This is a genomic window from Celeribacter marinus, assembly GCF_001308265.1.
GTDB lineage: Bacteria > Pseudomonadota > Alphaproteobacteria > Rhodobacterales > Rhodobacteraceae > Celeribacter > Celeribacter marinus.
Genome location: NZ_CP012023.1, coordinates 2,453,601 through 2,466,366, shown reverse-complemented (window position 1 = coordinate 2,466,366; position 12,766 = coordinate 2,453,601). Strand labels below are relative to the sequence as shown.

The window sequence follows — 12,766 nt, the reverse complement described above, 5'->3', positions numbered from 1 at the left end:
TTGCGTGCGGCGTGTTTGCAAAGGGGGCTGTGGCGCGCTACCTGTCAAGGGAGATCAAAATGGAGCCCGACTATGACCGATTTCCTCGATGCCCCGACAGGGCGTAGACTTGCCTACAACCGCGTCGAAGGTGAGGGTGTAGGGGTCGTGTTTCTGGGTGGCTTTATGTCGGATATGGCAGGCACCAAGGCGGTGGCTCTTGAGCAGTGGGCACGCGCGCAAGGGCGGCCGTTTTTGCGGTTCGATTATTCAGGGCACGGCGAAAGCGATGGCCGGTTTGAGGACGGCAGCATTGGCGATTGGGCCGAGGATGCATTGGCCGCCATTGAGGCGCTCACACTCGGGCCTCAGGTGCTTGTCGGCTCATCAATGGGGGGATGGATTTCGCTCATTTTGGCAAAGCGTATAGCGGAACAGATCGCGGGCTTTGTGGGGATTGCCGCCGCGCCCGATTTTACCCAAGACGGGTTTTGGGCGGGGTTCGACGCGGATCAACGTGCCGCTTTGGAGCGAGACGGCGTAGTATATCTGCCGTCCGGTTATGATAGCGATTATCCCATATCCAAACGTCTGATTGAGGACGGGCGTAGCAATCTTGTTTTGCGCGACCGCCTATCCCTTCCGTTCCCTGTGCGCCTTTTACAAGGGACCAATGACGGGTCGGTAACACGCGAGACAGCCCTTCGTCTCATGGATCACATCGACGGCGCGGATGTGCGGCTTACCTTTGCCAAAGGGGCCGATCATTCGTTTTCGACAATCGAGTGCCTTAAGATGATCGAAGCCGCGATTTTTGATGTCCTTGGGCACATGTCCCACGGAGACGATGTATAGGGCGTGAGCATGATCATGGACGCAGACAGTTATGAGAGAGTGGTAGGGTAAATGTCCAACGCGGTGGTGTTTCTTCCGGGGTTTTTAGCAGATGGGCGTGTTTTTGCGGATCAGGTGTCGGATCTCAGTCGGGAGTATGCGGTCATGGTTGCCCCATTGGTTGGTGCGAGTGTAACCGAGATGGCCGATCATGTTTTGGCCCATGCGCCGCCACGCTTTGCCATTGCGGGGCATGATTTGGGCGCGTCTGTGGCCGCCGAAGTGTTGCGCCGCGCGCCTGACCGTGTGGAGCGTATTGCGCTCATCTGTGCCAATGCTCAATCCGAGCCACCGAATGCAGCGGCTGCGCGCGAGCCACGCATGGTGCGCGCGCGCTCCGGGCGGTTGGGCGAGGTGTTGTTTGACGAGTTGCCAATCGGTGCCTTAGCCAGTGGTCCGCACCGCAATGCCATCCGTGACTATTGGATCGATATGGCGCTTGAGGCGGGTGTTGAGGGCTATCTCCATCAATCACGCATCATGCAGCGCCGCCCTGATCAACAAAACATTCTACGCCGCGCACGCTTGCCCGCGTTGGTTATTGGCGGTCAGCACGATACCATTTGTCCGCCGCGTAGACAGGATTTTATCGCCCAACTTATGCCGCGTGCACAGTTGGAGATTATTGATGCGGCAGGGCATTTGCCGATGCTGGAGGCACCGCAAACCGTTACCCGAATCTTGCGCAGCTGGATGCAAATCGATGCGCCTTTGGTTTTGACGTGATGGTGGCAAACCAAAACGGCGCCCTTTTTCAAGGACGCCGCGTGTTGTGGATTGAAAGGCCTTTGGCCTAACCCGCTTTCTGTTTCGTGTCCTTGCTCGCAACCACGCGCGGGCCAGAGTTCTGATCGATGAAATCCAGAACCAAGGGTCGGATATTTGTGCGCCAGCTGCGGCCCGCAAAAATACCGTAGTGGCCTGCGCCTTGCTCAAGGTGCGATGCCTTCATGGTGTCGGGGAGGCCCGTACAAAGCGCTAGTGCCGCAACACATTGACCAGGTGCGGAAATATCGTCCTCGGATCCTTCGACGGTTTTCACAGCAACATCGGTGATCGCGCCGATATCTACTTTGCGGCCTGCCACAACGAACTCGTTTTTGGCGATTTCCAAGCCTTTGAAAATACGCTCGACCGTTGACAGATAGAATTCTGCGGTCATGTCCATCACGGCAAGGTATTCATCGTAGAATTTGTTATGCTTGTCGTGTTCCGAGGCTTCGCCTTTGGCCACGCGGCTGATTTGGTCTGTAAATGCTTGGCTATGCTTTTCGCTGTTCATGCCAATAAAGGACGAGAGCTGCAACAATCCCGGGTAGACCTTGCGTCCGGCCCCTTTGTATTTAAAGCCAACGCGCTGGATCATACTTTGTTCAAGCTGCCCCATGGTGACGCGGTTGCCAAAATCCGTGACTTCGGTCGGGGTTGCATCGGGGTCAATCGGACCGCCGATGAGGGTGAGCGAGCGCGGCTGTGCGGCGGGATCATCTTCGGCCAGATAGGCCGTAGCGGCCAGTGTGAGCGGCGCAGGTTGGCAAACAGCGATCACATGTGTTTGCGGACCCATATGTTTCATGAAGTCAACAAGGTAGAGAGTGTAGTCCTCGACGTCGAATTTGCCCTCGGAGACAGGAATGTCGCGGGCATTGTGCCAGTCGGTGATATAGACCTCGCAGTCGGGCAATAGCGAGACAACGGTGGAACGCAGCAAAGTGGCGTAGTGGCCCGACATCGGAGCGACGATCAAGACCTTGCGCGGCATTTCTTTGCGGCTTTGAATTTTGAACCGGATCAGGTCACCGAACGGCTTGGAGACTTCTGTGACCACTTCAACAAGGTGGTCACGGCCGTCTTCGCCGACAACGGACTGGATGTTCCAGTCCGGTTTTGTGACCATGCGTGCAAACGAGCGTTCAGTGACTTCGCCCCATGCGGCCAACCATTGCAATCCCGGGTTCGGAACGAGCGCGAAAGCAGGGTAGGACCCAAGAGCCTGCGCGGACGCGCCAAGCCATTGGTTCGTATTGCGAACCGTTTCCATCCAATCGTAACTTGCCATAAATCGCATGATGGTCTCCTACTGAGGTCGGTGCGCGCGTAATATTTGTGCGTGCAATAGCTTTCCAGAGTTAAACTGTGTCGCTATCATGTTACCATACTCTTACAGTAATTGGTAATGCTGCAAGTGCAAAATGATCGGGGAGGAGGCAATATGGCTGATGATGGCACCGTAACAGGTGGTGACGAACGTCCCGAACTCGATAAGCTCAATGAAAATATCGAACGAATTGAGGGGCTGTCGCAGAGATTGTCAGCGGCGCTTGCCCGTAAAAAGCCGATCCCCGCAGCGTTGCAAGGACCAAGCCAAGAGCTCTATTTAAAGGCGGCGAGCGCCTATATGTCCGAAATGGTCAATAATCCGGCCAAGATCGTCGAACATCAAATCGGCTATTGGGGCAAAACGCTCAAACATTATGTCGAGGCCCAACAGCGATTGACGAAGGGGGATATGACCCCGCCGCCAGATGATAGCCCTAAAGATCGCCGGTTTTCGAATCCGCTCTGGGATACAAATCCCTATTTCAACTTTCTCAAACAGCAATACATGACAAATGCTCAGGCCGTTGAGGCGGCTGTTGACGATATGGGCGCGCTGGACGATCGCGAACGCAAGCGGATGGAGTATTTTACCCGCCAGATCGTTGATATGATGGCGCCGACCAACTTTTTGGCAACAAACCCCGAAGCATTGGAACGCGCCGTGGCGACCGATGGCGAGAGCCTCGTGATGGGGTTAGAGAACCTTGTGCGCGACCTTGAGGACCATGACGGTGAGATGGTTGTAAATCTCGCGGACAAAACCGCGTTCGAGGTGGGCAGGAACATCGGAACGAGTAAAGGCTCGGTGGTGTTTCGCAATCGGATGTTCGAGCTGATCCAATACGCGCCGTCGACCGAAACAGTTCACACTACGCCGCTATTAATCTTTCCACCTTGGATCAACAAATTTTATATCCTTGATCTCAAAGAACAAAACTCTTTGATCAAATGGGTCGTGGATCAGGGATATACCGTGTTTGTCGTCTCATGGGTAAATCCCGATGAAAGCTACGCCGATGTGGGCCTCGAAGACTATATTGAACAGGGCTATTTCACCGCGATTGAACAGGTCAAAGACATCACTGCGCAAGATAAGATCAATGTTGTTGGTTATTGTATCGCGGGAACGACACTCTCCATCGCGCTTGGGTTGATGCAAAAGCGCGGCGATACATCGGTGAATTGCGCCACGTTTTTCACCACGCTCACGGATTTCTCGGATCAGGGCGAGGTTGGCGTGTTCCTGGACGATGATTTCATTGACGGGATCGAGGAAGAGATCAAAACGTCAGGCATGATGAAGTCGCTTTATATGTCGCGGACATTCTCGTACCTGCGCTCGAACGATCTCATATACCAACCTGCGATCCGGTCCTACATGTTGGGCGAGGCACCGCCCGCCTTTGATCTGCTCTATTGGAATAGTGATAGTACCAATTTGCCCGGGCGTATGGCGGTGCAGTATTTGCGCGGGCTGTGTCAACGCGATGAGTTGGCCACCAAAGGTTTTGAGATTTGTGGTGAGACAGTCAAATTGTCCGACGTCTGCGTGCCTTTGTGCGCGATCGGCTGTGAAACCGATCATATTGCGGCGTGGGATTCATCGTACAATGGCATTCGCAAGATGGGGTCGACGGACAAGACCTTTATCTTGTCGGAGTCGGGCCACATCGCAGGCATCGTCAATCCGCCGTCGAAAAAGAAGTACGGGCACTATACGAATGACGATCTGTCGTTAGCCCCCCAAGAGTGGAAGGGCACGGCGACCTTTACGAGCGGAAGTTGGTGGCCGCGTTGGGAGGCATGGTTGTCTGGTCGCTCCGGCGAGCAAATCCCCGCGCGCAATGAGGGTGATTCGGGTCATGACATCCTCGCACCTGCACCCGGAACTTACGTTAAGTCATCTTAAGGATGCGGTAAGGCATTGCTTTGCTTCACTTTTGCTGCACCGCAGCATTGGGGCTTGATTTTCTGCATTGCAGCATGCATATTGTTTGCAGATGCAGAAATTGGCAGCGCCCAGACTTCTCAGGACGCATGCTCAAGATAGCCAGTAAGGAGTTATACCAATGGCCAAGACTGATGACATGACAAAGATGATGAAAGACATGATGGGCGCATTTCCGGTAGATATGTCCGCCATGCAAGAGACATTCAAAACCCAAGCATCGCTTGGTGAGAAAATGTCCAAAGTAGCTGTTGAAGCTGCTGAGAAATCCACAGAGATTTCGTCCAAGTGGACAAAAGAGACACTTGCGAAAGTTGCAGCTTTTGCATCCGCAAAAGACGAGCCAACAGATTACACAAGCGCAATGACCGCGTTTGCATCTGCTCAGGCCGAGCTTGCCACTGAAAACATGGCTGCTTTCGCTGAGATCGCCAAAAAAGTTCAGATGGAAACTGTTGACCTGATGCTTGCCGCTGGCAAAGACATGGGCGAAGACATGACCGCCGCTGCTAAAAAAGCAACGGACGAACTGACATCCGCCGCTAAAAAAGCCACGGACGAAGTGACTGCTGCGACGAAAAAAGCGACAGCGAAATAATCGCATAGACTTCATCTGCTTTCTCCCTCCTCCCTGAGAAATGCGGATCGCGAGACGGGCTCCTCCTTTTTGGCGGGGCCCGTTTTCTTTTGCATTTGCGAAACCCATCCCTTAGCGTTTTCTGCAACGCAATAAGGGAGGGGAGCCCAATGGCCGATATAAAAGAGCCTTTGCTAATCAAGCGGTACGCATCGCGCCGCCTCTATAACACCGAGACCTCTGACTATGTCACGCTTGGCGATATTTCGGGGTTCATCCGCGGTGGCCGCGAGGTTCAAATCGTTGATTTGAAATCCGGCGATGACTTGACACGTCAATATCTACTTCAAATCATTGCAGAACATGAAAGCCGTGGGGAAAATGTCCTGCCGCTCAATGTGCTCAACGATTTGGTGCGCAGCTACACCACCGATGTGACATCTGCCGTGCCACAGTTCTTGGCCCAAAGCTTCGAGATGTTCCGCGATGGGCAAGAGAAGATGATGCAGGGACTTGGTGGATCTATTCCGGGTTTGGGTGCCGTGCAGGCGCAGCAAGAAGCCTTTATGAAGGCGATGACGGGCGGGCTTGGCAGTCTTGGGACAAGTTGGGCAACACCCGCCAAAGAGCCGGAGCCGGAACGCAGCCGTAGCGATGGCGATGATCTCGACACCATCAAAAAGCAGCTTGCAGAGCTTCAAGATAAGCTGTCGAAACTGAAGTAAAGCGTGGCCGCGCGGATCACTGGCGATTTGCGCGGCACAACAAGAGGGCGAACCATGAGCGATACGGTCACGCGTTTGACCCTTTGGGGGGTGGAGGTTTTTCTCGCCGCCGCCGAAGAGGGGTCGGTGTCTGCCGCTGCACGTCGTCTCGGGGCATCGCCCTCCGCCATTTCCCAGCAGATTACCAATCTTGAAACCGCACTTGGCGCGGAATTGTTGAACCGGTCGAGCCGCCCGATGACGCTCACGCCTGCGGGGCGCATTTTGCGACAACGGGCGTTGGTGATCCGTTCGGAAGCGGCGCGCGCGCGATCTGAGATAGCCAGTTTGGACCTGACCCAATTGGGTCAATTGCGCCTTGGAATGGTTGAGGATTTCGAGGCATCGGTGACGCCGACCCTGATTGCGGATATGGCGGATCGCTTGTCGCAAACGCGGTTTGAGTTGGAAACGGGGCCATCGCACCGTCTGCTTGATAAATTGGAACACCGTGCTCTTGATATCGTTGTTGCGGCCGAGCTTGGCGCGCCGGCTGCATGGATGGATGTGCGTGCGCTGTTGCGCGATCCGTTTGTCATCGTCGTGCCCAAAGGGCGCACACCAGACCCCGACACGCTCGCCAACCTGCCATATATTGCATACACAAGCCGTCATGCGATGGGGCGTACATTATCGGCGCATCTCGCCGAGCAAGGTGTGCGTACCCCGCGCCGGTTTGAATTGGACAGCTACCGCGCGATGCTGGCGATGGTGGCCAGCGGGACGGGGTGGACGATCCTAAGTGTCTTGGGCGCGCAGCACGCGGGGCGGTATGCGGCCGAAATTGACGTGCATCCACTGCCGATGGCACCATTGGCCCGCACGTTGTCACTCTTTGCTCATACAGATGGAATGCCGGATATGGCGGATGACATTGCAACGCGTTTGCGCCCGTTAATCCGTGACCGAGTTGTGGCCCCTGCGGTTGACGCATGGCCGTGGTTGGCGGGCCAAATCGAATTGGTCAAAACGTAAAACGCCGCTCCATGCGAAGCGGCGTTTGTAGATCGGTGTCGTGTTCGAGCCGCTTATTCAGCCGCGATCTTTGCCGATTTCGCACGTGTTGCCGCCTCGATCAGGGCATCGGCGATATAGTCGAGATCGGCCGTTTCGAGGCGCGCAGGTAGGCGCGTATCACAGGCCTTTGACAACATTTCACGGGTCATGGGGAGGGCTGGGGCCTCTCCCAAAAACTGCCAGTTCCAAAACGCGCGGGCGTTGTCTGTGGACAAGCCAAAGACCTGAACCGATACGCCATTTTCCTTGGCAGCTGCTTGAAACGCAATCGCCATGTCGCGGTCAAAATCAACGAGATTGAATTGCAGGCTGTCGGGTGCACGGACCTCTTTGTCCAGTTTCGCCGGCACGGTGAGATAGGGGCACGCCTCAAGGCGTGCGGCGACATAGTCGTGGTTAGCGCGGCCATCAGCGACACGGCGCGGCACCTCTTTGAGTTGGGCGCGCACGATGGTCGCGGACATATTGGACAGGCGCGTATTGTAGAGGGGCAGTTTGTTTTGCCAGCGGTCAAACGCCTCTTGCAGGGCGTTGTTTCGCTCTGTGTTGTGCTTTTGCCAGTTGTGCTCATAGGCCCCTGACATGATCACAGCGCGGGCATAAATGCCCTCGTCATCGGTGATCATAATGCCGCCTTCGCCCGCGTTTAGCAGTTTGTAGGATTGAAACGAGAAACATCCGATCTGGCCAATAGTGCCAACGTTTTTACCATCCCAAACGGTGCCAAGCGAATGTGCGGCGTCCTCAATCAATGGAATGCCTTTGGCGTCACAGGCCGCTTTGATTGCATCCATGTCCGAGGTGTGGCCGCGCATGTGCGAAATAAGAACAGCGTCTGCATCGACCATTTTCGCATGAAAATCATCCAGATCGATGCGGTAGTTATCCCCACATTCGACAAGCACAGGCGTGCAATCGGCATGAACGATGGAGGAGGGCACCGCGGCAAAGGTAAACGCGGGGGTTAAAACCTTCGCACCGCGTGGTAAATCCAACGCCTTAAGCGAGAGAAACAAGGCAGCGGAACATGAGGCCACGGCGAGCGCGTATTTGGCACCCAACATCTGTGCGAACTCTTGTTCCAATAGGGTGACGGGGGCGTCTTTGGCGGCGGTATAGCGAAACAAATCACCGCTGGTTAGCAAACGCTCGACTTCGGCGCGGGCCTCTTCGGGGATTGGTTCTGCATCGTAAACGTTTGGAGCGCTGGCCATAACTTTCACCATTTTTAAATTCTGCTTTCGGAATACCTGTAAACACCTGCGGCGCGAAAATCCACGCATTCTTGAACGGGCAAGCGAAATATCGCAAATCCGTTACATGATCGGGTGTGTGAGGGGGCGGGTATTCTAGGTGTCGCGTTTTACTGCTGATCGGCCTGATGTCAAAAAGGCCGCAATCTGTGCTGTGAGCGCGGCTTCGTCATTGGGCAAGGTCAGCGATTGGTGGGCGGCGGCAAATACACCGTCCGGATACACACCGTTTGGCCAATCAGCATTGAGGTAGCTTTGGATTGTGGCGTGTGACAGCTCGGGGTGAGGTTGCACGGTATAAATTGTATCGCCGTACAAGAGGGCGGCATTGGCGCAGGTAGGCGATGCTCCGACCACTTCAGCGGATGGTGGCAGTGTCGTTACCTGATCTTGGTGCCACGCGTTTAAATGTACGTCACCCAAACCGTCGAGCGCATAGGCCGTGCGGCCAATGCCCCAACCGCCGTCATATTTTTCAACGCGCCCACCCATCGCTTGGGCGATAATCTGATGGCCAAAACAAATTCCCGTCATGCGGCGTTGTGCGGCAAAACAATCGCGAATGAATGTCTCCAGCGGCGCGATAAAGGGGTGATCTTCGTAGGCGCCATGTTTGGAGCCTGTGACAAGCCACACATCTGCGTCCGTGATATTGTCCGGAAACACCATGTCCACCACGCGCCACGTCTGAATTTCAAACCCGTAGGGAGTGAAAAGCGACGAAAACAGATCTGAGAAATCGCCGTGTTGCTCCATGACGGACAGGGGCGGATCACCACATAGCAGAATGCCTAGCTTCATGGATGTGCCTTTAGCGGATCAACATCATCCGCGCACGTTTTGGACGCGGCGCAGAGGAGGGGAGATGGCGATTGAGATGCCGCCCGATCAGACCAAAGACCATGATCACGATGAGCGTCAGAACCACAAAGAACCCTGCCACAATAGGATAAGGCACAAAGGGGTTGAACGTCTTTTCAGCAAAGTAGGACGCATAGTAAAGCGCATCGCCCTTTTGCTGCCACGCGGGAAAGCCCGAGAAAAAGACAAGCGCGGTGGCGTGGAACAAAAATATGGCCTCATTGGTATAGGCTGGCCACGCAAGGCGCAGCATCGTAGGCCATGTTATGCGGCGAAAGCGCGTCCACCCCACCATGCCGTAGGCGTCCGCGGCCTCGATATCGCCCTTGGGGACCGAGCGCAGCGCGCCATAAAAGATTTCTGCGGAATACGCGGATGTGTTCAAGAACAAGACGACCAATGCACCCGCCCACGCACGGGTCAGGTTCCCTGTCGCAATCGTTATGCCAAAGATGTCGATCCCTGCTTTGGGCAGGGCAACAAATAACTCGTAGGCCAAAAAGAATTGAATGAACAACGGTGAGCCGCGAAACAAAAAGATGAACCATTCGGCGGGTTTGCGCAGCCATTTGTTTGAACTTGCTTTCGCCATGGCCAATGCCGTTGCGAACACAAACCCGAGCATCAAGGCCACGAGACCAAAATAGATGTTCCAAATCATACCCGACCCGATCAGCGTGATCTGGTCGCACAAGGTGATATCGGATTTCGGCAAAAGCCGCTCGCCAATCCCGATGGAGCGTAGCGCGTAGGCGGATATGGTTTCGGCGCAGGTCATGCTCATGCCGCTTTCCTCATCTCTTCTCCGGCCACGGTGGCTTGGCCATGTGAGAGTTTGCGGGTGATGCGGCCGAGCACGATCTCAGAGACCCGCGTAAAGCACAGATAGAACACCAACAACGCGAGGAAATACCAGAGCCGCCAATCAGGGTGTGGGTAGGTGTATTGAGATGTTTTCGTTCCGCCCAATTCGCGCGCCCAATATACGATATCTTCGACGCCGAGTAGGAATAGAAGCGGTGTGGCTTTGATCAAAATCATCCAGAGATTGCTCAGGCCTGGCAGGGCGAAAATCCACATTTGTGGCACCAGAATGCGCCAAAACGATTGGCGGTGCGACATGCCGTAGCTCTCTGCGGTCTCGATCTGTGCGTGCGGGACGGCCTTCATCGCGCCGGCCATGACGTTGGCCGCGAATGCGCCAAACACAATGGCAAATGCCAGCACCGCGAGGGTGAAACCATATAGCTCATGCACCGATTGCGGCGCTGAATTGAGCGGGAGTTTGGCCGCCGAACAGACGATAAAGTCATTGCCTTGGCGGATCGGTTCGGACCAGTCGGGGCACTTCACCTTATGGCGCAGCCACTCGAACCCTTGGTCCATTGCAAAGGGGACAAACAAAAAGAAAATAATATCGGGAACACCACGCACCATCGAGGTGTAAAGCGCACCAATCCAACGGATCGGGGCAAGGCGCGCGCGCGATGCCATTGCACCCGCAAATCCCAATGCCAACGCCGCAGGCGCCGTAACCGCAAGCAGCGATAGCACGACAAAGAACGACTTATAGAACAGCATATGCTTGCCCGTTGTCAGATAACAGGCGAGCCAGTTCAGGCCGTCAATGGCGGAAGGATCTGTGCAATATTCAAACATATCAAAGAACGAGAGGGGGCCAGCGCAAAACTGGCCCCACCCCCTTGGATCTTAGTACTGCGCTGTTTCGTCGCCAAAGTACTTGACGAGAAGGGCGTTCAACGAACCGTCCGCTTTCATGGAATCGATAGCTGCGTTGAATTTGTCTTTCAGCTCAGTGTCGCTTTCGCGCACGCCAAGGCCGATACCGCCGCCCAGTGGCACGTCATCGCCTGCGAACATGAAACCTTGCTCTTCAACGAAAGGCACCAAGGCGTCTTTGTCTGCGAACACGCCGTCCACTTCGCCGTTTTTCACAGCAGCAATGGTGTCGTCGAGAGTTGCGAACTCAACAAGCGTTGCGCCGGTTTCAGCCACGTAACCCGCTTGGATTGTGGATGTCTGTGCCGCGATCACGCCGCCCATCATGTCTGCGCCTTCGGTCAATGTGGCGTAGGCAGATGCGGTTGGTGGGTAGTAGTTTTGTGTGAAATCAATCACTTCGTCGCGCTCGTCGGTGATCGACATGCCCGCAATGATAGTGTCGTAGTTGCCCGATACGAGGTTTGGAATGATTGTATCCCACTCGTTTGTGACCCACTCACAGGTGAGTTCGGCGCGTGCACATAGCTCGTCGCCCACTTCGCGCTCAAAGCCTGCAACTTCGCCGTCATCGTCGATGAAGTTGTAGGGAGGGTAGGCGCCCTCGGTGCCCATGCGCACGGTATCGGCAGTCGCAGCACCGGCCATGAGAGCCAAAGCCGCAGCGGAAAGGATAAGTTTGTTCATTGTAGTACTCCCAGGTTGGTCTTTTTAGGCCGGAACAGTTGCACTTAGAAACTGTTGTAGCCGTTCAGTTTTAGGCGCGCCAAAGAGGTCGGCGGGTGCGCCTTCTTCTTCAACACGGCCTTGATGGAGGAAAACCACGTGATCTGACACGTCGTTTGCCATTCGCATATCGTGGGTGACGATGATCATGGTTCGGCCTTCTTCGGCCAACGCCTTGATCACTTTTACCACCTCTTGTTCCAATTCGGGGTCGAGCGCGGATGTCGGCTCGTCGAACAACAAGGCCTTGGGTTCCATGCACAGCGCGCGTGCAATGGCGGCGCGTTGTTGTTGGCCACCCGACATTTGCGCAGGGTAGACATCGCATTTGTCACCAATGCCCACCTTGTCCAGATAGGCGCGTGCGGCCTCTTCGACGTCTTTTTTGGGCCGTCCCAAAACCGTTACAGGCGCTTCCATGACGTTCTCAAGGATCGTCATATGCGCCCATAAATTGAATTGTTGAAACACCATCGACAGGTTCGTGCGAATCCGCATCACCTGTTTGCGGTCGGCGGGCCGGCGGTGCAGGCCCGTTCCCTTCCACGTAATCGGCTCGCCCTCGAACAAAATTTCGCCCTGTTGGCTATCTTCCAACAAGTTGGCACAGCGCAAAAGCGTCGATTTTCCGGACCCCGAGGAGCCAATAAGAGAAAGCACATGACCGCGCGGCGCAGTCATCGAGACGCCTTTGAGCACTTCAAGAGCGCCATACGCCTTATGCAGATCCCGTATTTCGATCACGGGCGTGTCCATGGGCGGATTTGTTTTTGAGTCAGTGGTCAACATTCGACCGAGTTAGGGCGAATTCTTAAGCAGATGCAACAAACATCATCGAATTGACCCTGCGTCGCGGCGTTAACCTACCCGAAATGGCGAGGATTTATGCGCCAATGCACACGAGCGT

General features: G+C 55.1%; 13 protein-coding genes. 6 read left to right on the top strand and 7 right to left on the bottom strand.

The annotated features are described in order from the left end of the window. Window positions 1–72 precede the first annotated feature (72 nt). Window positions 73–834 (top strand): alpha/beta fold hydrolase, encoded by a 762-nt coding sequence (locus IMCC12053_RS12310; protein WP_062219474.1) that lies wholly within the window; start codon window positions 73–75, stop codon window positions 832–834. Window positions 835–885: 51 nt separating this feature from the next. Further along, on the top strand, window positions 886–1,599 hold the full coding sequence (locus tag IMCC12053_RS12305) for an alpha/beta fold hydrolase (RefSeq protein WP_062219472.1): 714 nt from the start codon (window positions 886–888) through the stop codon (window positions 1,597–1,599). Between the two features lie 67 nt (window positions 1,600–1,666). Here IMCC12053_RS12305 and phaZ read toward each other — a convergent pair whose 3' ends face one another. After that, entirely contained in the window at window positions 1,667–2,941 is a 1,275-nt protein-coding gene (gene phaZ, locus IMCC12053_RS12300) for a polyhydroxyalkanoate depolymerase (RefSeq protein ID WP_062219470.1), read from the bottom strand. 144 nt (window positions 2,942–3,085) lie between these two features. On the opposite strand from phaZ, the gene phaC reads away from it, so the two are divergent. From phaC to IMCC12053_RS12280, 4 genes are all read left to right on the top strand, one after another. Beyond that, window positions 3,086–4,882: a class I poly(R)-hydroxyalkanoic acid synthase gene (gene phaC, locus IMCC12053_RS12295; protein ID WP_062219468.1), complete on the top strand. Its 1,797-nt coding sequence runs from the start codon at window positions 3,086–3,088 to the stop codon at window positions 4,880–4,882. A gap of 160 nt (window positions 4,883–5,042) precedes the next feature. Next, window positions 5,043–5,519: a phasin family protein gene (locus IMCC12053_RS12290; protein WP_062219466.1), complete on the top strand. Its 477-nt coding sequence runs from the start codon at window positions 5,043–5,045 to the stop codon at window positions 5,517–5,519. Between the two features lie 149 nt (window positions 5,520–5,668). Continuing rightward, window positions 5,669–6,223 carry a polyhydroxyalkanoate synthesis repressor PhaR gene (phaR, locus tag IMCC12053_RS12285; RefSeq protein ID WP_062219465.1) on the top strand — a complete coding sequence of 185 codons (555 nt, stop codon included), beginning with the start codon at window positions 5,669–5,671 and terminating at the stop codon, window positions 6,221–6,223. A 54-nt stretch (window positions 6,224–6,277) separates the two neighbouring features. After that, window positions 6,278–7,237, top strand: a complete 960-nt coding sequence (locus tag IMCC12053_RS12280; RefSeq protein WP_062219463.1) for a LysR family transcriptional regulator — start codon at window positions 6,278–6,280, stop codon at window positions 7,235–7,237. A gap of 53 nt (window positions 7,238–7,290) precedes the next feature. Here the strand turns inward: IMCC12053_RS12280 and IMCC12053_RS12275 are convergent, their stop codons facing one another. The 6 genes from IMCC12053_RS12275 to IMCC12053_RS12250 all read right to left on the bottom strand — a co-directional run bounded on the left by IMCC12053_RS12275 (window position 7,291) and on the right by IMCC12053_RS12250 (window position 12,648). Further along, a complete protein-coding gene (locus IMCC12053_RS12275) occupies window positions 7,291–8,493 on the bottom strand; it encodes a DegT/DnrJ/EryC1/StrS family aminotransferase (protein WP_062221304.1) in 1,203 nt (400 codons plus the stop codon). Window positions 8,494–8,628: 135 nt separating this feature from the next. Beyond that, the gene (locus tag IMCC12053_RS12270) at window positions 8,629–9,333 is read right to left on the bottom strand and encodes a type 1 glutamine amidotransferase (RefSeq protein ID WP_062219461.1); all 705 of its coding nucleotides are present in this window, start codon (window positions 9,331–9,333) and stop codon (window positions 8,629–8,631) included. A gap of 10 nt (window positions 9,334–9,343) precedes the next feature. Beyond that, window positions 9,344–10,171 carry an ABC transporter permease gene (locus tag IMCC12053_RS12265; protein WP_062219459.1) on the bottom strand — a complete coding sequence of 276 codons (828 nt, stop codon included), beginning with the start codon at window positions 10,169–10,171 and terminating at the stop codon, window positions 9,344–9,346. Window positions 10,172–10,173: 2 nt separating this feature from the next. Next, a complete protein-coding gene (locus IMCC12053_RS12260) occupies window positions 10,174–11,052 on the bottom strand; it encodes an ABC transporter permease (protein ID WP_062219457.1) in 879 nt (292 codons plus the stop codon). Window positions 11,053–11,103: 51 nt separating this feature from the next. Beyond that, entirely contained in the window at window positions 11,104–11,820 is a 717-nt protein-coding gene (locus IMCC12053_RS12255) for a transporter substrate-binding domain-containing protein (RefSeq protein WP_062219456.1), read from the bottom strand. A 24-nt stretch (window positions 11,821–11,844) separates the two neighbouring features. Next, the gene (locus IMCC12053_RS12250; RefSeq protein WP_062219454.1) at window positions 11,845–12,648 is read right to left on the bottom strand and encodes an ABC transporter ATP-binding protein; all 804 of its coding nucleotides are present in this window, start codon (window positions 12,646–12,648) and stop codon (window positions 11,845–11,847) included. Between the last annotated feature and the right edge of the window lie 118 nt (window positions 12,649–12,766).

What these genes read in the sequence shown, in the direction of transcription:
- IMCC12053_RS12275 (WP_062221304.1), bottom strand. Translation starts at nt 8,493, where the DNA reads ATGGCCAGCGCTCCAAACGTTTACGATGCAGAACCAATCCCCGAAGAG.
- IMCC12053_RS12255 (WP_062219456.1), bottom strand. Translation starts at nt 11,820, where the DNA reads ATGAACAAACTTATCCTTTCCGCTGCGGCTTTGGCTCTCATGGCCGGT.
- IMCC12053_RS12265 (WP_062219459.1), bottom strand. Translation starts at nt 10,171, where the DNA reads ATGACCTGCGCCGAAACCATATCCGCCTACGCGCTACGCTCCATCGGG.
- phaC (WP_062219468.1), top strand. Translation starts at nt 3,086, where the DNA reads ATGGCTGATGATGGCACCGTAACAGGTGGTGACGAACGTCCCGAACTC.
- IMCC12053_RS12250 (WP_062219454.1), bottom strand. Translation starts at nt 12,648, where the DNA reads ATGTTGACCACTGACTCAAAAACAAATCCGCCCATGGACACGCCCGTG.
- IMCC12053_RS12260 (WP_062219457.1), bottom strand. Translation starts at nt 11,052, where the DNA reads ATGTTTGAATATTGCACAGATCCTTCCGCCATTGACGGCCTGAACTGG.
- IMCC12053_RS12280 (WP_062219463.1), top strand. Translation starts at nt 6,278, where the DNA reads ATGAGCGATACGGTCACGCGTTTGACCCTTTGGGGGGTGGAGGTTTTT.
- IMCC12053_RS12310 (WP_062219474.1), top strand. Translation starts at nt 73, where the DNA reads ATGACCGATTTCCTCGATGCCCCGACAGGGCGTAGACTTGCCTACAAC.
- IMCC12053_RS12305 (WP_062219472.1), top strand. Translation starts at nt 886, where the DNA reads ATGTCCAACGCGGTGGTGTTTCTTCCGGGGTTTTTAGCAGATGGGCGT.
- IMCC12053_RS12290 (WP_062219466.1), top strand. Translation starts at nt 5,043, where the DNA reads ATGGCCAAGACTGATGACATGACAAAGATGATGAAAGACATGATGGGC.
- IMCC12053_RS12270 (WP_062219461.1), bottom strand. Translation starts at nt 9,333, where the DNA reads ATGAAGCTAGGCATTCTGCTATGTGGTGATCCGCCCCTGTCCGTCATG.
- phaZ (WP_062219470.1), bottom strand. Translation starts at nt 2,941, where the DNA reads ATGCGATTTATGGCAAGTTACGATTGGATGGAAACGGTTCGCAATACG.
- phaR (WP_062219465.1), top strand. Translation starts at nt 5,669, where the DNA reads ATGGCCGATATAAAAGAGCCTTTGCTAATCAAGCGGTACGCATCGCGC.